This is a genomic window from Paenibacillus sp. JT22N15 (genome assembly GCF_059383755.1).
Genome location: NZ_JBXENV010000012.1, coordinates 78,002 through 99,101 on the forward strand (window position 1 = coordinate 78,002; position 21,100 = coordinate 99,101).

17 protein-coding genes are annotated in these 21,100 nt (G+C 49.7%); 5 read left to right on the forward strand and 12 right to left on the reverse strand.

Going from position 1 to position 21,100, the window contains the following annotated elements; all coding sequences use genetic code 11:
• Positions 1–206: 206 nt before the first annotated feature.
• Both AC50X8_RS22940 and AC50X8_RS22945 read right to left on the reverse strand, forming a co-directional pair.
• Positions 207–1,904 carry a glycerol-3-phosphate dehydrogenase/oxidase gene (locus AC50X8_RS22940; RefSeq protein ID WP_494881720.1) on the reverse strand — a complete coding sequence of 566 codons (1,698 nt, stop codon included), beginning with the start codon at positions 1,902–1,904 and terminating at the stop codon, positions 207–209.
• A 258-nt stretch (positions 1,905–2,162) separates the two neighbouring features.
• A complete protein-coding gene (locus AC50X8_RS22945; RefSeq protein WP_494881722.1) occupies positions 2,163–3,170 on the reverse strand; it encodes a LacI family DNA-binding transcriptional regulator in 1,008 nt (335 codons plus the stop codon).
• Between the two features lie 369 nt (positions 3,171–3,539).
• Here AC50X8_RS22945 and AC50X8_RS22950 point away from each other — a divergent pair, with 369 nt between their 5' ends.
• Both AC50X8_RS22950 and AC50X8_RS22955 read left to right on the forward strand, forming a co-directional pair.
• Positions 3,540–3,950, forward strand: a complete 411-nt coding sequence (locus AC50X8_RS22950; RefSeq protein ID WP_494881724.1) for a VOC family protein — start codon at positions 3,540–3,542, stop codon at positions 3,948–3,950.
• Positions 3,951–4,414: 464 nt separating this feature from the next.
• Positions 4,415–6,001: a fibronectin type III domain-containing protein gene (locus tag AC50X8_RS22955; protein ID WP_494881726.1), complete on the forward strand. Its 1,587-nt coding sequence runs from the start codon at positions 4,415–4,417 to the stop codon at positions 5,999–6,001.
• Positions 6,002–6,149: 148 nt separating this feature from the next.
• Here AC50X8_RS22955 and AC50X8_RS22960 read toward each other — a convergent pair whose 3' ends face one another.
• From AC50X8_RS22960 to AC50X8_RS22985, 6 genes are all read right to left on the reverse strand, one after another.
• The gene (locus AC50X8_RS22960) at positions 6,150–6,716 is read right to left on the reverse strand and encodes a beta-class carbonic anhydrase (RefSeq protein ID WP_056033885.1); all 567 of its coding nucleotides are present in this window, start codon (positions 6,714–6,716) and stop codon (positions 6,150–6,152) included.
• Between the two features lie 210 nt (positions 6,717–6,926).
• Complete coding sequence (locus tag AC50X8_RS22965; RefSeq protein WP_494881728.1) at positions 6,927–7,973, reverse strand: zinc-binding alcohol dehydrogenase family protein; 1,047 nt, start codon at positions 7,971–7,973, stop codon at positions 6,927–6,929.
• Complete coding sequence (locus tag AC50X8_RS22970) at positions 7,970–8,935, reverse strand: aldo/keto reductase (protein WP_494881730.1); 966 nt, start codon at positions 8,933–8,935, stop codon at positions 7,970–7,972. The genes AC50X8_RS22965 and AC50X8_RS22970 overlap by 4 nt, the downstream gene beginning before the upstream one ends.
• Before the next feature lie 14 nt (positions 8,936–8,949).
• Entirely contained in the window at positions 8,950–10,464 is a 1,515-nt protein-coding gene (locus tag AC50X8_RS22975) for a UxaA family hydrolase (protein WP_056033878.1), read from the reverse strand.
• A complete protein-coding gene (locus AC50X8_RS22980) occupies positions 10,457–11,971 on the reverse strand; it encodes a tagaturonate reductase (RefSeq protein ID WP_494862441.1) in 1,515 nt (504 codons plus the stop codon). The genes AC50X8_RS22975 and AC50X8_RS22980 overlap by 8 nt, the downstream gene beginning before the upstream one ends.
• Positions 11,968–12,798 (reverse strand): amidohydrolase family protein, encoded by an 831-nt coding sequence (locus tag AC50X8_RS22985; protein WP_056033872.1) that lies wholly within the window; start codon positions 12,796–12,798, stop codon positions 11,968–11,970. Before AC50X8_RS22985 ends, AC50X8_RS22980 begins: the two co-directional genes overlap by 4 nt.
• A 355-nt stretch (positions 12,799–13,153) precedes the next feature.
• On the opposite strand from AC50X8_RS22985, the gene AC50X8_RS22990 reads away from it, so the two are divergent.
• Together AC50X8_RS22990 and AC50X8_RS22995 are read left to right on the forward strand one after the other, a co-directional pair.
• Entirely contained in the window at positions 13,154–14,035 is an 882-nt protein-coding gene (locus tag AC50X8_RS22990; RefSeq protein WP_494862443.1) for a helix-turn-helix domain-containing protein, read from the forward strand.
• Between the two features lie 521 nt (positions 14,036–14,556).
• A complete protein-coding gene (locus AC50X8_RS22995) occupies positions 14,557–15,912 on the forward strand; it encodes a dicarboxylate/amino acid:cation symporter (protein WP_494862445.1) in 1,356 nt (451 codons plus the stop codon).
• A 111-nt stretch (positions 15,913–16,023) separates the two neighbouring features.
• Here the strand turns inward: AC50X8_RS22995 and AC50X8_RS23000 are convergent, their stop codons facing one another.
• The 3 genes from AC50X8_RS23000 to AC50X8_RS23010 all read right to left on the reverse strand — a co-directional run bounded on the left by AC50X8_RS23000 (position 16,024) and on the right by AC50X8_RS23010 (position 17,709).
• Positions 16,024–16,473 (reverse strand): MarR family winged helix-turn-helix transcriptional regulator, encoded by a 450-nt coding sequence (locus AC50X8_RS23000; RefSeq protein ID WP_056033864.1) that lies wholly within the window; start codon positions 16,471–16,473, stop codon positions 16,024–16,026.
• 37 nt (positions 16,474–16,510) lie between these two features.
• On the reverse strand, positions 16,511–17,281 hold the full coding sequence (locus AC50X8_RS23005) for a pirin family protein (RefSeq protein WP_494862448.1): 771 nt from the start codon (positions 17,279–17,281) through the stop codon (positions 16,511–16,513).
• Positions 17,282–17,352: 71 nt separating this feature from the next.
• A complete protein-coding gene (locus tag AC50X8_RS23010; protein ID WP_081418748.1) occupies positions 17,353–17,709 on the reverse strand; it encodes a DoxX family protein in 357 nt (118 codons plus the stop codon).
• 1,074 nt (positions 17,710–18,783) lie between these two features.
• Here AC50X8_RS23010 and AC50X8_RS23015 point away from each other — a divergent pair.
• On the forward strand, positions 18,784–19,335 hold the full coding sequence (locus tag AC50X8_RS23015) for a hypothetical protein (RefSeq protein ID WP_327204913.1): 552 nt from the start codon (positions 18,784–18,786) through the stop codon (positions 19,333–19,335).
• A 123-nt stretch (positions 19,336–19,458) separates the two neighbouring features.
• On the opposite strand, the gene AC50X8_RS23020 is transcribed toward AC50X8_RS23015, so the two are convergent.
• Positions 19,459–21,069 (reverse strand): SMI1/KNR4 family protein, encoded by a 1,611-nt coding sequence (locus tag AC50X8_RS23020; RefSeq protein WP_056033856.1) that lies wholly within the window; start codon positions 21,067–21,069, stop codon positions 19,459–19,461.
• Between the last annotated feature and the right edge of the window lie 31 nt (positions 21,070–21,100).

Consider the following 21,100-nt stretch of genomic DNA (forward strand, 5'->3'; position numbering starts at 1 on the left):
ATAAAAAGGCATCAAAAAATAAGCTCCCTTCATACACGAATGGTGTATAAAGGAAGCTTATTTAGTAGGCGGCAGCGGCTTGTGCATACATACTGGCTGTTGTCCGTTTTGCCGCTATATTACCGCTATATTGCTGTTATTGTGAAGTTCATTCACTTCAATTTTGCTACTACTACAGCTACTGCTACTGCTACTTCTGATAGTTCCTATTCTTGCTTCACTGGCGTCACTGCATAATGCAGCTCCTGCTCCAGCTCGGCAGCATAAGCTGCGCTCGTCTCTTCCGACCAGCCGAACAGCGCGGCCATCTCGGCATGCACCGCTTCCTTCCACTGCAGAACGCGAGCGCGGTCAAACAGCAGATTGCCAGTACGGCGAATCCAGAAATCCGCCGGCTTCGTCGTCAGCTCATATTCCAGAGCGTACATCAGCTCAATGCGCAGGCTGAGCGGAAGCCCTTGGCCGCTAGCTGTTGCCTGGTCCTTGTATTGCGGGATAAGGCCAATGACCCGGTCCACATTGGTGCCAAAATGGCGGGCAAGCCGCTCAGCCTCTGCACGAGACAGCCCCGCACGAACGCCCTCCTCCGTTTTCTTGGTAACGAAGGCTGGGAAATGGGAGGAGCCGCCGAATTCGCCGCCCGACAAGGGCAGATTTTTCGTGCCGCTTGGGCGAATGCCGCTGCGGCCTTCCGCTGTGAGCTGCGTGCTTACCGTGTTCACGACGCTTTCCGCCATTTTGCGATAGCCCGTCAGCTTGCCGCCTGCAATCGAGATCAGTCCAGACCCTGCGACGAATACCTCATCCTTACGCGAAATTTCCGAAGGGTCTTTGCCTTCTTGGTGAATGAGCGGACGGAGGCCAGCCCAGCTCGATTCCACGTCGGAGGCTTTCAGCTTGATCGAAGGGAACATGAAATTCGCCGCCTGCAAAATATAGTCCAGATCCTGCTTCGTCATGCGCGGATGCGCCTTATCTGCCTTATAGTTCGTATCGGTCGTGCCGATATACGTTTTGCCGTCACGCGGAATCGCGAACACCATACGTCCGTCTGGCGTATCGAAATACACCGCTTGGTGCAGCGGGAAGCGCGATTGGTCAAATACCAAATGCACGCCTTTAGTCAAATGAACCGTTTTGCCCTGCTTCGAGCCATCCTGCTCACGCAGCGTATCGACCCATGGGCCTGTCGCATTGACAACCTTAACGGCACGCACCTTGCTCTCGGCTCCAGACAGCAGATCGCGCACATTAGCGCCAACAACTCTGCCATCCCCATAAATGAACGATTCCACCTTCACATAAGGGATCGCCAGAGCGCCCATATCTACAGCCTTCTTCATCACTTCAATCGTCAGACGCGCATCATCGGTGCGGTATTCCACATAATAGCCGCCGCCCTTCATGCCTTCGCGCTTCAGCAGCGGCTCTCTGCTCATCGTCTCGTCTACGCTGAACATTTTCCGGCGCTCGCCGCGTTTAACGCCAGCCAGAAAATCATACACGCGCAGGCCGAGCGAGGTCGAGAATTTGCCGAAGGTGCCGCCTGTGTAAAAAGGCAGCAGCATCCACTCGGGCGTCGTCACATGCGGCCCGTTCTCATATACAATCGCACGCTCTTTGCCAACTTCCGCTACAACGCCGATTTCCAGCTGCTTCAAATAACGCAGACCGCCGTGAACAAGCTTCGTCGAACGGCTCGATGTCCCCGCCGCAAAATCCTGCATATCTACAAGCGCTGTCTTGATACCGCGCGTCTGGGCATCAAGCGCAATGCCTGCTCCCGTAATGCCGCCGCCGATAACGAGCAAATCGAAGGTTTCCTCGCCTAGACTGCGATAAAGCTGTTCCCTATTTAATGCGCTAAAAGCACCTTGTTTTGCCGATCCTGTCTGTTTGCTCATCGTCTATTCCACCTTTTCAGCTAGTCCTTATGCAATATCCTGAAAAAAAAAAGAAAACGAAAAAACCGCAAACACCTTAAGCTGCGCAATATCTAGCGCAATGCAAAAGGTTTCTGCGGTGTCTCCGTTTCTCCGACCGAATATTAACTTATGCCCACATTATATCATAACGGGGCCTGCTCGTAAACAGGCTGAAGAGGGGTAACCGCAAGGGAAGCCAAACCATTTATGCAGCGATGAGCCTTTTTCACCCTGTTATTATACGTCCGAGCAGCTGCTCCTAATCGTCAAAGCCGTCGGAATCACGACCTTTTTCGGAATTGATCGCTTCGTGGTCAAGCGTTCCGCGAGCAGCTCCACCGCTGTCTCGCCCATATATTCCATATGCACCTTGACCGTCGTCAGCGGCGGCTGGACAAATTCCGAGATCGGAATATCATTGAAGCCCACGAGCGACACCGCGCCCGGCACCTCAATTCCCGCCTCATGCAGGGCACGCAAAGCGCCAACGGCCATGGAATCATTTTCGATAAAAAAGGCTGACGGCAGCTCCCCGCTCTCAATCGCGCGGGACATCTGCACATAACCATCCTCGGCAAACAAATTTTCACCGGTGAAAATAAATTGGGGATGAAAAATATCTTTGTTTTTCAAATAGTCCCGCAGCGTCACTTCGCGTTCATCGCGTACCCGCTTATTATTAACGATATTATGCCCGCCAATGTATCCGATTCGCTGATGGCCCAAATGGACAAGATAATCCAGCAACTCGGTCACCGATTTGCGCAAATCAATAATGACCGAGTCAAAGCGCTGATCATCCGGCGAAGAGTCAACGAATACGATTTTGTCCATAGAAGCTGGGAACATGTCGAGATCTTCCTTCTCAAAACGTCCAATCGCAATCATGCCGTCCAATTCGCCGACCCATTCGCTATAATATGAGCGCTCCTGCCGGAACAGCTTGACGACTTCCATTTGGCGCTGAAAGCATTCCCGCTCCACGCCGAGCCGCACCGCCATATAATAAGGATCAAGCATCTCTTCCTGATCGGAATACCAGTTCACGATGCCGATTCGTGTCATTTCTTTCGCTGCTGTGCCATTGCGCTCGCGCAGCGTTTTATAATTCAGCTCCTGCGCAATTTCAAAAATCCGCTTGCGCGTATCGTCTCCAACCGACAGCGAAGGGTCATAATTCAACACCCGCGATACCGTTGCGATTGAGACGCTCGCCAGCTGCGCAATATCTTTAATTGTTGCCACTTCATCATACCCTTTCCTGCCCCAAGATCCAGTGAATGTACATCCGCTGCACCATCAGGCTTTACCGCCACCTAACTAACAGGGATTTATTACAATACTAGCATATGGACACAGGTCATGTCCGCGAAAAAACTTGATTTGCACCATCTGCTCCTCGGGCCAATCCTCAGTAAATTAGTCTGCCCCGACCAACCTAATAAGCTCCTCCTTACGGAAATTCAGCTCAGGCGGCTTATTCCTTGACGGAGCTTCCGAGTTCCTTGAATGAAATATTCTCATAACAATCAAAAATAAAGATATTTCCGAAAAATAGGCTTTACTAAATAAGGTACAAGTCTATACATTTCATAATGGGAAGGAAGCTGAACAATGGCGAAGCTCACTGCTTATTTTTTCTCTGAGGATGCTAAGGCACAGGCTGATTTTTATATTCAGGCGCTTGGAGGGGAAATCATCTCCATTATGAAATTCGGGGATTTGCCGAATACGCAAGAGGATGCAAAGGATAGAATCCTTCATCTTGAGATGAAGGCCGCTGGTGTTCATTTCATGTTATGCGATGCTGTGTACCAGAAGCTGACCCATGGAAGTGCCATTAATCTAAGCTTGGAATTCGAAGGCGAAGCGGAAGCTCATGAGGCTTTCAGTAAGCTGTCAGAGGGCGGAACGGTGAAAAAAGAGCTGAGTCCGGAATTTTGGGGTTCGCTGTTCGGACAGCTGGAAGACAAATTCGGCATTCCGTGGATGATTACGACGGCTGCGAAGACGAACTCAATTTAGATTTATTACCGTGAATCTTCAACTCTTCACAAAAACCCACTCACTAATCGAAAAGTAAGAGGCTACCGGATGGTGAAGCCCCTTACTTTTTTCATTTCGGCCCTCTATACAATCAAAAATATTGAGCAATTTTTACAAACTAAAAATATTAAAAAACGTTGATATACTTATTTGTCAATCAAATGAACTAAAGGCTCAATTAACTCAAATTCATGATTTTAATAATAATTAAAAAATATGGAATTAAACAAAAACAAATTTAAAATTTTCATTATAAATTCAACATTTTTTATTAATTTAAAAATCCATTTTATAATTATTTAAAATTAAAATATACCATTATTAAAATTTAATTCAATTATAAAGATTAAAAGTTTGTATTTAATAAAAATTACACCATATGTTTAGACGAGAATGCCTATTGACTATATAATGTTCACATTACATATAGAGGAGCGATTACTTTGAAAAAGTATTTTTCTGCATTGGCCTTGGTGCTAATGCTATGTCTTACAGTTCCATTTTCTGCAGCTTCAGTTTTTGCAGCTTCAGTTGGCTCAAGTTTAACAATTCCAGAGGACGGCTGGCAGAGGTATGATGATAACAATTCAGCATTAACCTATTCAGCTTCATGGAAAAAAGAAACAAATGCCAATCACTATGGGGGAACTCTAGCTTATGGTACCACAATCGCACAAAGCGTAAGTTTCAAATTTGTTGGCACGCAACTAAGGGTCATCAGTGCTTATAATCCAAATCACTCCAAAGAAATAGCAATAACTATAGATGGAAATACTGAATTTTTTTCGCAATATGCCTCAACCACAATCTATCAAACCCTACAATATGAGAAATTAGGATTGACACAGGGTCTACACTCAGTAGAAATACATTCAACTAAAACACTAGGATTAAGGCTAGACGCTTTAGATATCGATAGTATTGGTTATATGGTCGCTCCTAATTTAGCTGCTCCTTCGAATCTGACAGCTACTGTTGATGATGCTAATGTAAATTTGGACTGGACAACTGTAGATAATGCTTCCGGTTACAATGTGAAACGCGCTTTAACTGCTGGCGGCAATTACACCACTATCGCTTCCAATGTGTCTGGCAATTCTTATACCGATAACACAACTACCAGCGGCAATACTTACTATTACGTCATCACTGCTGTTAACTCTACAAATGGAGAAAGTTCACCTTCCAACGAAGCTTCCGTTACTTTGGAAGAAGTGATTCCTGAGCCTACTACTCCAGATTCCCCTTCCAACTTGGTGGGTACTGTTGACGAAACGAATGTAGACTTACATTGGACTGCCGTGAACGATGCGACTAGTTACATTGTGAAACGGGCCACAATTGCTGGCGGCGCATACACCACTATTGCTTCCAATGTGTCTGGTAATTCTTTCACTGATACAACGACTACTGTCGGACATACTTACTATTATGTTGTCATTGCGGTTAACGCAAATGGCGAAAGCTTACCTTCCAACGAAGCTTCCGTTACTTTGGAAGAAGTGATTTCTGAGCCTCCTACCGCTCCTCTAAACCTATCAGGAGTATCAGGAGATGCTCAGAACACTTTAACATGGACTGCAAGTAGCAATGCAACATCCTATAATGTGAAGCGTTCCACATCTTCAAATGGACCATTTATCAATATCGACACCGTAAATAGTACTTCCTATTCAGATTTAAATGTTACTAATGGGACAACCTATTACTACGTTGTTACTGCTGTAAATGAATCTGGTGAGAGCAACCCATCTAACAAAATCTCTTTAACACCAAAACAAGTCGTTAGCAGCAACAGAGCAATACTAAACATAACCCTTGATACAGGACTTGTGAAAGAATATGATCTTTCAATGACTGAAGTTAATAATTTTATTGCTTGGTATGAAGCAAAATCAAATGGCACTGGCCCAGCATCTTTTATAATTGATAAAGGATCAAACAACAAAGGCCCCTTTAATAGCCGCAAAGATTATATAATCTTTAATAAAATTTTAACCTTTGAAGTTAATGAATATACTGCTGATTAATATTAGAAAAGCTTTTTTGAATATATCTTCTTAAAAACAACAAAAGAAAAGCCCGATATATAAACGGGCTTTTCTTTTGTTTAATTATATTTAAATAATTTAACTCCATAATTAAATTCATAAATTTTTACTTTGTACTTATTAAGCGCTATTCCTTCTTATATCCTTCATCCACCAGATCAAGGCGTCCTGTCTCCGGATCAATAACGAAGCCGTGCACAGGAATATGCGCAGGCATCAGCGGATGGTTGCGAATAATGCCGATGCTGTCCATGACGCCTTCCTCTACCTTATCGAACCCCTTCAAGAAACGGTCCATCTTAATGCCGGAGCTCTCCAGCGTCTCGATAACGACTTCGGAAATGCCGTTTTCCTTGAATTTATTGACCATGCCCTGCGTATCCAAATTGTTCATGCCACAGCCGTGATGCCCAATAACGAGCACTTCTTCTACGCCCAGTTCATAGACAGCGACCAAAATACTGCGCATCGCACTGCCGAACGGCTGCGTCAAAATCGCGCCGGCGTTTTTAATGATTTTGGCGTCGCCATTGCGCAAATTCAGCGCCTGCGGCAGCAGCTCAACAAGACGAGTATCCATACACGTCAAAATCGCCAGCTTCTTCGCTGGAAACTTGTCGGTCAGAAACTGTTCATAACGTTTTTCCTCAACAAATTTCTCATTATATGACAATAAATCATTTACAATACTCATCCTTCATTTCCCCCTCTGCTATTGCCAGACAACCCTTTATCCCATAGATAAAAGCCTGTCTCTATATAAAAAAAGAAGAGCCGCAGCTCTCCCTTCATTATCATTCCTGCACAGCCGATGCCATCTACGTAAGCTTAGCTCACACAGGATCAGAAAAGCTAAACTTACTTTAGCATAAGTCGTACATGATGAGCAATAGCAACAATCAGGTTATAGTTCGACTACCGCTTTAATGACCTTCGACTCCGGCTTCAGCCACTCGTCGAATACATCAAGCATGCCTTCAAAGGACGAACGATGCGTAATTAATCGGTCTACGTTAACGCTGCCGCTGGATACCGCTTTAATGACGATATCGAAATCCTCACGCGTTGCATTGCGGCTTCCCATCAGCGTCAGCTCGCGTTTGTGAAACTCGGGATCATGAAAGGCAATATCCGCCTTCACGAGTCCAACATAGACCAGCTTGCCGCCATGCGCTGTCAGGCCGAAGGCATCCGTCATCGAACGGGCATTGCCCGTTGCGTCAAATACGACGGTTGGAAATTCTCCCGCTGTCAGCTTAGCGATCCGCTCTTTCGGCTGCTGCAAGGCATGAACCGTTTCATCAACACCAGCCCAATCCTTGCAAAAAGCAAGCCGCTTCTCATTAATATCCATCGCAATAACACGCGCTCCCCAGTGCTTGGCAAACGCCATGACGCCAAGCCCGATCGGCCCTGCTCCGATGACGAGCACGGTCTCGCCCGCTTCCAGCTCCGCACGGCGTACAGCATGGGCGCCGATGCTAAGCGGCTCCAGCATCGCCGTCGCGTCCAGCGTCAAGCCATCCGTCTTAATCAGATGGGTAGCGGGAACCGCAATAAGCTCGCGCATGCCGCCATCCCTATGAACGCCCAGCACCTGCATGGCGGTGCAGCAATTTGTTTTGCCGCGTCTGCATGCGATGCAAGTACCGCAGTGCATATATGGAATGACACTGACTTGATCGCCTGGCACAAGCCCGGCTACATTTTCGCCAACCTCTTCTACAATAGCCGCCAGCTCATGTCCGAGAACTCGAGGGTATTGAAAGAAAGGCTGATTGCCTTTGTAGGCATGCATATCTGTCCCGCAAATGCCGATGCGGCGAATGCGAATAATAGCATCCTCCGGGCCAGCTGCGAATGGACCTTCACCGCTGCCGCCGCCAAAAGCAGGCTGCTCCTGCTCCGTCAGCTTGAGGCTGTCTGGCTGCTCGCATACAATGGCTTTCATGATGTCGTGCTCCTTTGCCCGCCGATGCCGATTTTCTCATTATATTCCGGCAAGCCGCTGAGCCAGCTTTCATTGGCAACGGGCGCCAGCAATTCAAGCACTTCCTTAAGCAGCCGCTCGTCCATAGGCTCCTCTATCCATGCCGCGTTGCGGCGGATATTTTCTGGATTCGCTGTACTGACCAGCGTCGTCGGAATTTGCTCATTCGCTACTGCAAACTGCATCGCCAGCTTCGCAATATCGATTCCTTGTGCTGCACAATGCTCGGCAGCACGCAGACAGGCGGCCTTCAGCTCGGCGCTCGCTGGATGCCAATCAGGCGTGCCTCTCGTGCCAAGCAAACCCATCGACAACGGTGACGCGCTGACCAAGCCGACATTGTGCTGCTCAATGAGCGGCAGCAGGCCGAGCAGCGACGTATCATTTAATGAATAATGGCAATAGGATAAAATGACATCGACTTCCGTATGCGGCAGCCATTTCTCGAATAGCTGCAGCGGCAAGCCGGAAATGCCATAATGGCGGATTTTACCCTGCTCCTTAAGCTTTTGCAGCGCTGGAATGCCCTGTGCCGCATGCTCAGGCGAAACGAACTCAATATCGTGAAGGAACATAAAATCAACGTAATCCGTATTGAGCCGCTGCAAGCTTTCTTCAAGAGAGCTAATAATCCGGCTTTCGGAAAAATCGAAGCTGTCCACGCCGTATCGGCCTGCTTTAGTTGAGAGCAGAAACTTGTCTCGGGGCAGCTCCTTAATCGCCTTGCCGAGCACCGTCTCCGCCTTCGTCAGTCCGTAATACGGCGAAACGTCGATATAGTTGATGCCCGCATCCAAAGCGCTGTGAACGGTACGAATCGCTTCTTCCTCATTCGTCTCCCGGAATACTGAACCGAGGGAAGATGCGCCGAAGCTGAGTACTGATACATCCAGTCCGGTTTTGCCTAATTTGCGATATTTCATCGTTTTCCCTCCGATTACAAAATAACGCCGTCTTTGAAAATCGCAATTTCCTTAAAGCCGTTGCGTTCATTATTTGTCTTCGCTTCGCCTGAAGCGAGCGCCAGCAGCTGATCCCACAGCTCATCGGTCAGCTCATTCATCGTCTTGCCTTCGAGCAGCTGTCCTGCGTTGAAATCGATCCAGTTCTTTTTGCGTCCCGCCAGCTCACTGTTCGTCGCGATCTTCACTGTCGGAACCGGGCCGCCAAACGGCGTTCCCCGACCTGTCGTAAACAGCACGATATGCGCGCCGCCCGCAGACAAAGCCGTTACCGATACGAGGTCATTGCCCGGCGCTTCAAGCAAATTCAAGCCTGTATGCGAAATCCGCTCTCCGTAAGGCACAACGTCCTTGACCAGCGCGTGACCGCCCTTTTGCGTACAGCCAAGCGACTTCTCCTCCAGCGTACTGATGCCGCCAGCCTTGTTGCCCGGCGAAGGGTTTTCATAAATTTCCTGATCATGACGGATAAAATATTGCTTAAAGTCGTTAATCAAATGCACGATTTTCCCAAAAACCTGCTCATTGTCTGCGCGATTCATCAATATCGTTTCCGCACCGAACATTTCCGGCACCTCGGTCAAAATCGCTGTGCCGCCCGCCTCAATTAGGCGATCCGAAACTGTTCCGACAAGCGGATTGGCGGTAATGCCGGACAAGCCGTCCGAGCCGCCGCATTTAAGTCCCAGCTTGAGCTTCGCAACCGGTACCGGCTCCCGCTTGAAGCGTTCTGCGAATTCGACGAGAGCGTCGATTTCCTCAAGCGCAGCCTCCAGCTCGTCTTCAACCTCCTGCGACTTAATAAACTTGACGCGCTCCGGATTGTAGTCGCCAATCGCCTGCTTAAACAGGTCGATCTGGTTATTTTCACAGCCGAGTCCCATAACGAGCACGCCTGCCGCATTCGGATGATTCACAAGCGAAGCAAGCAGCTTCTGTGTATGCTGTAGATCATCGCCAAGCTGCGAGCAGCCAAACGGATGGGCAAAATGATAAACGCCATCGACGCGGCCCGCATACATCGCATCAGCGCGCCGCGCTACGATTTCACAGGTTTTGTTAATACAGCCGACCGTATTAATAATCCAAATCTCATTGCGAATGCCGACCTCACCGCCATCCCGCACATAGCCTTTAAACGTCTGGTTCGCACGATTCGCCGAGCTCGCAGCTGGCGCTGCCGATTCCTCGCGGCCCTTTGCCGGATCATACGAATATTCCAAAAATCCTTTCAGCCCTGTTCCAATGTTATGCGTATGCACCCAGCTGCCTGCTGAAATATCCGACTTGGCGATGCCGATGGAATAGCCAAACTTGAGTACATGCGCGTCCTGTGGAATTGGAGTAGAGGCGATTTTATGCCCTTTCGGCACGTCTTCGAGCAGTTCCAGCTCCCTGCCATTTTCAAGTGTCAGCTTATCCCCTTGGGAAAGCGGCGTAAGCGCAATAATGACCTGATCCTTCTCATTAAGCCGAACCCAGTTATTCATGTGCACCACGCTCCAGTTCCTCTAATTGTGAAGCTACCGCTTCCACCAAGCCTGGCACTGCCTGCAAGTCGCGTCCCCATAGCTCGCTTAGCGCCAGCAGCCGCTCTGCTTGCGCTTGTGCCGAGCCCGCCGCTGCTGCTGAGCCTTGACCAGCGTCTTCCAAAGCCCACGCCGCTGCGAGCGCCGCTAATGCTCCGGCATCGTCGCGTACCGTGTAGACGGTGCCGAGCAAATCCGTACCTGTATATGAGCCTGCTCCATCGCTCTCTACTTTATAGTAGCGCAGCAATCCGGCAAAAGCGCGCACCAGCCGTACAGGCACTGGCTGGCCGCGATCTGCATAATCCAGCAGCGATGGCAGCAGCCTGACCTTGAACTTGCTGATGCTGTTCATTGCAATATCGGCGAGCCGGTGGCGAATGAACGGATTGAGAAACCGCTCATACACCGCAGCTGCATAATCTTTAAGCTCGCCCTCGGGCAGCGGCAGCGCAGGAATGATCTCTTGTTCGACTGCATCACGAACGTAGGGGCCAAACTCCACATGCTCCATCACCTCGCGCACCTGCTCCAGCCCATGGACGAGCGCAAGCGGCGTCATCAGCGTGTGGGCGCCATTCAGTATCCGCACCTTCCGCAGCTGAAACGGCTTCAAATCCTCTACAAAATGCACGTTCAGCCCTGCCCGGCGCAGCGGCAGCTGCTCATCCAGCTCCGGCTCCGCTTCAATCGCCCAAAAATGGTACGGCTCCGCTGTCGTCAGCATCGGGTCCTCATAGCCCCATTCTGCAAACCATTGCTGAGCCTGCTGCTCATCAGGGTAGCCCGTCACGATCCGGTCTACAAGCGAGTTCAAGAAGCGATTGTCCTGCTCCACCCATTCCTTGAACGCCTGCGGAAAGCCCCAATCCTCGCTATAGCGCAGGACGCAAGCTTTCAGCTCGTCGCCATTGCGTTCCAGCAGCTCGCAAGGCAGGCAGATCAAGCCGCTGCCCGCAGCGCCTTCGAATGCGAGAAAACGGCGATACAGCAAATAAGCAAGCTTGCCCGGGTAAGACTGAATCGGCTGGCCTTCCTGCAGCGGCTCCGGCCTGTAGGCAAGTCCAGCTTCTGTCGTGTTGGAAACGACGAAACGCAAATCCTTGCTTTCCGCAAGCTGCACCAGCGCTTCCCACTCCGAATACGGATCAAATGCTTTCGCAAATACGGTGACGACTTCCTTGCGCTCAACAGCCGCGCCATTTTCCAATCCGCGAATGACCAGCGTATAAAGGCCATCCTGCTTGGCCAAAGCGTCAATTTTCGGCTTGCCGCCTGGACGCGGCTGCGTCACTGCGACTCCACCGCCGAACAGCCCCTGCTTATGGCATTCCTGCAGCATCCAATCGGCAAAGCCGCGCAAAAAGTTGCCTTCGCCGATTTGCAGCACCGTTATTTTCCCTGCTTGAACCGCCTCGTACCGTTCGCGGTCTTCCTGTCCCAGAAGCGTCTTATTTAACTGGCTCATAGTTTATAAAACTCCTTTGCATTTAGTCCGAACAGCTTGCTTCGCTCCGCATCTCCCCAAGAGGCTGGCAGCGCCTGCTCCAGCACATCCACAACTTCATCATAGCCCGCCGCCAGCAGGCACACCGGCCAATCACTGCCGAACATGACCCGGTCCGGGCCAAAAACCTCCAGCACATGGCGAATATACGCGATAAAATGCTCCGGCCGCCAGCTGTCGTGGCTTGCCTCTGTGACCATTCCTGACAGCTTGCAATACAGCTTTGGATAACGCGCCAGCTCTGTAAGCTGGCTGCGCCAAGGATCAAGCTCGCCCGCCGCAATACGCGGCTTCGCCAAATGATCGATAACACCGCGCAAATTCGGCACCTGCTTCATAAGCTGAACGAGCGAATCAAGCTGATGCGAGGTGAGGAGCAGGTCAATAGGCGTATCCCGCTGCTCATACTCCTTCAGCGCCTCAACGAACGTCTGCTGCAAAATCACACCCGCATCCTGCAGCTCTTGAATCATCACGCGGAACCCCACGAACCGCTGATGACGTTCAAATTGTTCGAAATGGCTTAGATGCTCGGGATCGAACAGGTCGAGATAACCGACAACTCCCGCAATCGACTCCGTGCGATCGCTCAGCGCGAGTAAATAATCGGTCTCAGCCAGCGTTGGAGCGGCTTGCACTGCGATCGTATGGCTAATGCCATGCCGATTCAGGCTTGCCTGCAAATGCTCAGGTCCAAAATCGCGGTAAAGCACGGGTACCTCTGGTGTAATCCAGCCGTAATCGCCCCGCTCAATTGCCCAATAATGCTGATGCGCATCAATCCTCATCGTTGCTGCCCCCTATAAAACGATATTTTCACACAAGGTGAAACGGCTTTCGCCGTCCTTTGGCGGCGCAGCGCATTTCAGTCCGAGAAATATAGAGAAAGGATAGCAAAATCATATACTTTCCTATATTTTAAAATGAACATAAAATTGTTAACGTTTTCATAGCAGCAGCTGCTCTAAATCAGAAACCTGCGCCCGCTGCTATCTATCCCTTTGATCTCATTATAAATGCCAATAATGATATTAAAAATAACGTATTCCTGCATATTTGTACTGTATTTTGATTTTTGCTATGCTGGACTATAGAAACATTGCGCGCTTAGCCCATGCTGGCGCAAGGAGGAGTCGTTCGCTTATGAAGCCGTTTCGCAAGCCGTTCGAGGTTGGCAGCTCATTTCCTTTCGATTTCGTCTACCGTGACCGCAAGCATTGGCAGACGGAGCTGCCCGATCATCTGCATGACTGGTATGAGCTTGTCTATATTTATGAGGGCAAAGGCACTTTTTTTATTGACCAAACCTTTTACGATATGAAGCCTGGCGATTTATTCATTATTCCGGGCAATACGATACATCGCTCGTTTCCCGACAAGGAGGAGCCGGTGACGTCGACGGCGATTTTTTTCAGCACCTTATTCGTCCAGACGGCGTCGTTCGGAGATACCTTCTCGTATTTGCGCTGCTTCGACCATGCCAAAAAGCATAAACGCTACAAATTTGAGCCGACAACGCAGGAGCAGCTTAAGCTGGTGCAGCTCATTGATGAGCTTGAGCTGGAGCAGCGCGAGCAGCAGCCCGGCTATCGGCAGGCGATATTGCTGCAGCTGGAGCATATTTTGCTGCTGATGAACCGCCGGATTATTGCGAGCAGCCGCGAATATGCCAAGGCGGATGGCCCGCTGATTGGTCCGTTGTGGATGCGGAACATTCTCCACTATATTGATGAGCATCCCGATGTCCCGCTCGGCTTGTCCGTATTGGCGCAAATGGCGGCGGTCACGCCAGCCCATTTTTCCCGCGTATTTAAGCAGCTCACCGGAATGAATGTCACCGACTATGTGACGGCGAAGCGCATTATTCGCGCCAAGGAGCTGCTGCTGGCAAGCGACGAGAACATTCGGCTCATTGCCGACGCCTGCGGCTTCGAGAGCCTGCCCCATTTTCACCGCATGTTCAAAAAAGTAACCGGACAAACGCCTGCGGCCTATAAAAAAGCAACGCCAGCAGACCAAGCGTAAACGGCTTTGCCGTCCTCTGGCGGCAAAGCTTCCGTTTCGCGTAGAAATATAGAGATAGGATGGAAAAATCATATCCTTTCCTATATTTCAAGCGTAAACGGCAGTCGCCTCCTCTGGCGGCAAAGCTTCCGTTTCGCGTAGAAATATAGAGATAGGATGGAAAAATCATATCCTTTCCTATATTTCAAGCGTAAACGGCAGTCGCCTCCTCTGGCGGCAAAGCTTCCGTTTCGCGTAGAAATATAGAGATAGGATGGAAAAATCATATCCTTTCCTATATTTCAAGCGTAAACGGCGATCGCCATCCTCTGGCGGCAAAGCTTCCGTTTCGCGTAGAAATCTAAGCATAATAAGAATTTGATGAGGGGAGCCGCAAGTAAGCGGTTTCCCTCTTTTTTGCCAAATTTATAATTGACAGAAGCGAAAGACGAGTGCTATATTACATTTCGTACTATAATACTAAGTAAACAGGTAGGAATTATATAACATTCTTACTCGTCATAGCTGAAAGGATGTTGAAGATGGAAAACAATTTAGTAGCCGCTTTTCAGAACAACTGGATATCGCTGCTCGTATCGGCAGTCATTCTCGCCGCGCTTTATTATCTCGCGAAGAAACGCGTAGGCTTCGGCACGAGGGTGCTGCTGGCACTTGGCCTTGGACTTGTCGCCGGCATTATTTTCAATAAATTCGAGCTGCAATTTGAAGGGGTTGGCACAATCGGCTCCATCTATATCAGCTTAATTCGCATGATCGTTATTCCGCTCGTCTTCGTGCTCGTCGTAAACAGCATTATTTCCATCACCAATATCGCTTTCCTGAAAAAGATCGGCATCAAGACCGTGTCTTGGTTTCTCGCCACCACAGGCGTTGCCGCTATTATCGGCCTGCTCGTTGCCGTAGCGCTGAACCCGGCAGGCACTTTTGAAGCGACTTCGCCGGAAGGCTTTGAGGCTAGGGAGGTGCCGAGCTTCTTCCAGGTTATTTTGGACCAGGTGCCTTCCAATCCGATTAATGAAGCGGCAACCGGCAAGGTGCTTCCGGTGCTGATCTTCGCCATCTTCATCGCCATTGCCATCGTCAAGGTTGGCGCGAAGAAGCCCGATGCCGTCCAGCCTGTCAAAGCGCTGTTCGCCTCGCTCACCGAGGTGCTGCATCAGGTCGTCAAATTCGTGCTTCGCTTCACGCCATACGGCGTTTATGCGCTAATTGCCGTGATGGCCGCCAAATATGGCCTTGAAACCTTAAAACCGCTCGGCATGCTTATTATCGTCACCTACATTGCCCTCATTTTGCATTTCGTGCTCGTATTTGGTGGACTCATCTCCTTCGTTGCCAAGCTGAATCCGCTGCGGTTTTTCAAGAAGGCGTATCCGACCATTGCAGTCGCGTTTACGACACGCAGCAGCTACGCAACTTTGCCAATCAATTTGGAGGTCATTACGAAGCGCCTCGGCGTATCGCCTAAAGTTGCCAGCTTCGTCGCTCCGCTTGGCGCCACGATGAATTTCAACGGCTGCGGCGGCGTATGGCCTGCCGTAGTTGCCGTATTCGTATCGCATATTTACAGCATTCCGCTCGGCGTTACCGAGTATATTCTGATCGTGCTCGTCAGCGTCATTTCGTCGATCGGTGTTGCTGGCGTTCCGGGCCCTGCCTCCATCTCGACAACTGTCGTGCTCACTGCCGTTGGCCTGCCGCTGGAAGGACTGGCACTTGTCGTCGCTGTCGAATCGCTTATTGATATGGGCCGCACAGCTGTCAATGCAACGGGAACGACGGTCACTTCCGTGCTCGTCGCTCAAGCCGAAGGCGAGCTGGATCGCGATGTGTTTAACAGCAACGATAATGATGAGCTTGAACTAAGCCCCGCTTAATATGCCTATGAAAAATAGCCCCGCTAGATCACGAAGCTTGCCTTCATGATTTAGCGGGGCTATTGGCCTTTTTCGGTACTAGACGGAATTAGCTCTGCCGTTATACAAGCATCAGCTTAGCTGTTCTGCGCCAAGCCCGATTTTTTTGAGCAGCTGGATCAGCAGCTCTTTCTCCGAGTCATCAATGAATGACATGCTGCGTGAAATCATTTCCGCATGCTTAGGAAAAATTTCATTAAACAGCTGCGTGCCCGATTCGGTAAGCGCGGCATTGGAAGCTCTGCGATCGGTCGGGCTAGGATGCCGCTTGACGTATCCTTTTTTCTCCAGCTTGTCTACGACATAAGTAATGCTTCCGGTTGGAATGGAGAAGGTTTCGCCAATTTTCGTAATTGGCTGTGGCCCCTTGCTGTATAATAGCTCAAGAATAATGAATTGCTCCGGCTCAATGCCGTGGCTTGCGATGTCTTTTTTGACATTTCCGAATACGGCCATAGAAGCTTTGCTCCATACACGAAAAAGCCGCAAGTCCAGCCCGGTGCGCTCATCTGCTTGATACATCTATACCCAACCTCCTTTCCCGTCTAAAATAAACCCGTTACCACGGTTTGTTGTACAGCGGGTAATCTACCTCTTCCGGAACGTCAATGATGCTGAAACGCAGCCGTTCCTGTCCTGGATTGCTTATGCGTATTTCTCCGCCATCCTCTGACTGTACCACTATAAAATCTTTATTTGCAAATGAAATCTCCTGCTCGCTTGCAATCGTGCCTCCGCCTCTGATGACCAATACGCCCGCAATGCGGCTGCGTCCTAACAAATAGCTGTACGTATGCTGCGCCCCGGCTTCCAATTCTACATCGACCATAGCTGCATCGGCTACGAGCTTAATGGGCGATTGCCCGCCCAAAATCGTTTTCACCGACACTCCATTCTCGGAGGTTCGCGGAAATTGCTCATGCGTATATTTATTATATATCGGCTCCCGTTTCACCGCCTTGCTTAAATGCGGCTCCAGCCAAATTTGGAACAGCTCTGCCGGGCCGTCCGAGCCTTCTGCATGCCACATCCCGGAGCCAGTCTGCATCACTTGAACGCCGCCTTCGCCCACGTCACTGTGCGTACCGAGAGAATCCCGATGGGAGCTCTTGCCTCCCAGCACATAGGTTAAAATTTCAAAGCCCTTATGCGGATGCTCGCCAATTTGGCCTGCTTCCTCGATATGTCCCCATGCCCAATAAAACAAAGGGCCGAGCCGGTTGAAAATAGAGCCTTCGCCAGAAAAGCCGATTGGCTTCTGCTCTTTTATTTTGCCCCCGTCAAATTCGCCTATGCCCTGCTCATCTGGACTTACAATCCGTATTTTCATTTGAATGCATCTCCTTTGATTGAGGATGAAAATATTATAGCTTTAACGAATCGGTTACGTTCGTTGCCTTATTAGCCCGCCAATGCGCTCCAGTTGAGCAGCAATACGATCAGGCCAAGCACCAGCAATACGAGCGGCATGCCCATTTTCGACCCAGGGTCTTTAACTTTAAGGTGAGTAGCAATGGCACCCGCCATAATAACTACGATAAGCAAGCTGCCCCAAGCAGCCAGACCGCTGTACCAAATACCCGCCACAACAAGAGCCGCCGCCGCAATTTCAGCCACGCCTGTGAACAGCCGAACGCCGGAAGGCAAGCCGTAACGCTTGAACTCATCGACCATTTGCTTCGAGCCCAGCTTCATAAAACCAAACATAAGAAAACCCAGACCCAACAAAACTTGAATCACAATAGATACAATACTCATTTTAATTCCCCCACTAGTCGTTTTTTTATTCTTAAATTATTTAATCTAATATTAGAATATAATTACTCTAACATTAGAGTAATTGACTGTCAAGAGACTTTTAGAAAGAGAATTGGTATTGCATATTAGGGCTTGTATGCAAACTTAAACAAGCAAGAGCCGATTCAGAGCGGATTTTGCTCGAAGCCAGCGTCAAACGTATTCCCGCTACTACTGCGAATGATATCCATCATGAATGTGAACATACGTACGAAGGTCAGCCTCATGCTCCTCGGTTCAGCGGTTTGCTCCCTGCATAAAAAAGACTTGGTGGACGCAGCAGCGCCTATAGCGCCTATTTCAACTGAATCACAGATTATGGCATAGGCGGCGGACTCAGGGGCCACCATTTCAACAAATTCACAGATTATGGCATATGTCGCGGACTCAGAAGCCGCTATTTTAACAGAGACACGGATTCAGGCATAGGTTGCGGACTCAGGAGACGCTAATGCGCTGCAAATAGCTATTTTGACAGGATAATGAGAGCAATAACGGATCTCCTGTCCGCGTACGGTCTGAAATCAGATTAAAAGCCAAAATAGCGGAAACTCAGTCCGCCAAAAGAAGGAGGGAACGTTCCAGACTGCGACGTCTCGGCAACAGCGCTCCCAGTAACAATGGACTTAGTAACACTGGTCTTAGTAATACGGTCTTAGTAACAGTGGGCTCAGTAATAGCGGGCTCAGTAACAACGGGCTCAGTAACAGTGATCTCAGTAATAGCGGGCTCAGTAACAACGGGCTCAGTAACAACGGTCTCAGTGACAGTGATCTCAGTAATAGCGGGTTCAGTAACAACGATCTCAGTAACAGAAGGCTCTGCGACCATGGTCTCTGCAACAATCGAATGCGGCGGTTCCCCAACCTTGAATCAGTCAGACGAGATTTGCCTTGAATACACGCTAGACAAAGAGCAACAAGAGCAGCTGACCAACTTCTTTTTTTTTGCATTTCCTTGAACGATTTCCTTCCATAAATTTGATATATTAATGCTAAAGCCAGCTAATTAAATTAGAAATAGGCGAGGTGAAGCATGATGACGATGAAAATGAAGCTGTATCATTATTACGATGAATCTACAGGCCCATTTCGCAATCTATCCGCTCTAGAACCGCAGGAGGCCGAAAAGGTTCTTCAACAAATTCGATCTCAGAAAAGAGGATTTGCAAGTAGCCGCTCCACGGATTATCTAGACATTCGGCGTATGCTTGAAGAGAGGGCAAGAGATTTATTCATTGTTAAGGGAGGCAAGCCTTTGCAAAAATATCCTCACTATATGACTCTTGGAGAGTGCCCTTGGCTGCTGGATTGGTATCCACAAGGCAAAGCTATCCCATTTTCCATATATGACTTTGAACCTGACATTCTTAGCTTTACTTATGGCGATTTATTTCCTGCAATGCGATACAACGACGGGAAGCCCTATCGCGGTCAAGTGTATACGATCAGTGAGATTGCCGATATTATAACAAGCTACGGTCTGCCCCAAGCGTGGAATGCCCATGGAGACAAAGGCCCGGAAAGATATATAGAAGTGCAAGTATGGGATGATACCTTAATCAAGCCGTTTTATCCCCAGAATTAAACAGCGGCTGCCGCCAAAAATCTCACCTGGCTGCAACCGCGTTCTATGATTACATTATGCTTAAGTCCACTATCTCCATTATCCTTGTCCGCGGTAGGGCAGCTTTGTGCCCGTTGTGGTACTCTATGCCCTATTATATGCCAGCCAAATTTCCTCTTCTTCGTCCGTCATGCTGCCGATCATTTTGCTCATATCTACCTTTTGCGCAAAAAGATCCTTCAGCACATTAAATTGTGCAAAGCTGCCAGCGAATTGCTGCAGCGAGGCCGATTTCGCCACCGCTTCCAATTGGCCAAGCTGCTCGCAGCCGTTCAACTCAAGTTCCTTCAAGCTGCTACACTCGGCTACAGCCGACATATCTGCAACCGATGTATGCTCCAGCTGCAAGCTTTCCAGCTTGGAAAGCGCGGCTGCGAATGTGAGATCATCAAGCTCCAGCTGCTTCAGCTCTAGCGACTTCAGCTTTTTCAGCTTGCTGAGCAGACCGATTTGCTGCTTGGCCGCTTCATCCGCGAAGCCTTGTATCGAAAGCTCCTGCAGCTGCTCCAATTCACAGATCGCGCGCAGTTGCTCCCCGTTGATGTTTGAGACGGCGAGACGGCGCAAGCTTTTGGACTGGGCAAGGGGTGAAAAATCGACAATCGGCACATTTTCAGCCGCCAGCTTTTTAAGCTTTGGCAGCTTAGCCAGTGGGGCAATATCCACAACACCAGTTCCCGTCAAATACAGCTCCTGCAAATAAGCAAGCTCCGACAGCGCGCTCACATCCATAATCGGATTGCCGCCAATGTACAGCACCTTAAGCTGCGTACAGCCGCTGAGCGGTGCAGCATCGCTAATTTCATTGGCGCTTAGCACCAGCTCCCGCACTTCACTGCAATAAGCGAAGGGTTCCGCGTCAGTCAGCCCCTCCTTAATAAAATAAAGCTGCTTCGCCTTCAAAAAAGCAGCGACCGAGCCGGACTTTTCCCTAATGCGCGCCAGCCAGTCGGCACTAAGCGATTGCTCCAGCTGCTCTGCCAAATTGGCTCCCACTGCTCTAACCTCTTCAAGTCCACCATGGCCAGCTTCTAGAGCTGAACGCCCTAGTGGCAGCGGCAAAGCACGCACGGCGTCATGGAAATGTCCATCCCCTTCCCGACCATAGTTCCAGAATACCCACTCCTCATCCCGATTGATGCTGAACTGCCCTTCCTTGACCGTATCGCGAACAAATTTCAGCAGCTCGCCGAGCGTTAAAGCAATGACATATTTCGTCTCCTCATCCCGGCCAAAATTAATGATCTGGCCCGTTACGCCGCTCGGCGCAGGCGCCATATCTACACCGAGATGATTGCCTCCGCCATCCTCGCTGATCGGCAGCCAGCCGCGATTTATGTATCGTTCCTCTATCCAGCCAAGGGGAACGGAATAATGGCCGCTTTCCTCGCCAAAGTCCGCCTCCAAATCCGCCCACACCTGCCACTCTGACGCAAGCTCCTCCAAGGACAGAAACCTTAGCCCCATGAACAGGCCCGGCCCCTCACTCTGCTCGCCGTTATGCAGCAAATACAAGCTCCGCAGGTCGTCCGGAAAAGAAAGGCCCAGTTGCGACTCCACTTGGGCAATTTCCGCTTCCGTTGCAGGCCCGTTCAACGATGCCGCCAGTTCCGGCAGCTCCTCCTTGAGCAGCTCCTTGATTTCCTCCATATATGTGATGATGCTCATCGCTTCTCCATCCTTCCGCTTGTCCATTTCAGCGATCTACTACTGTGCTTCTTGCCCT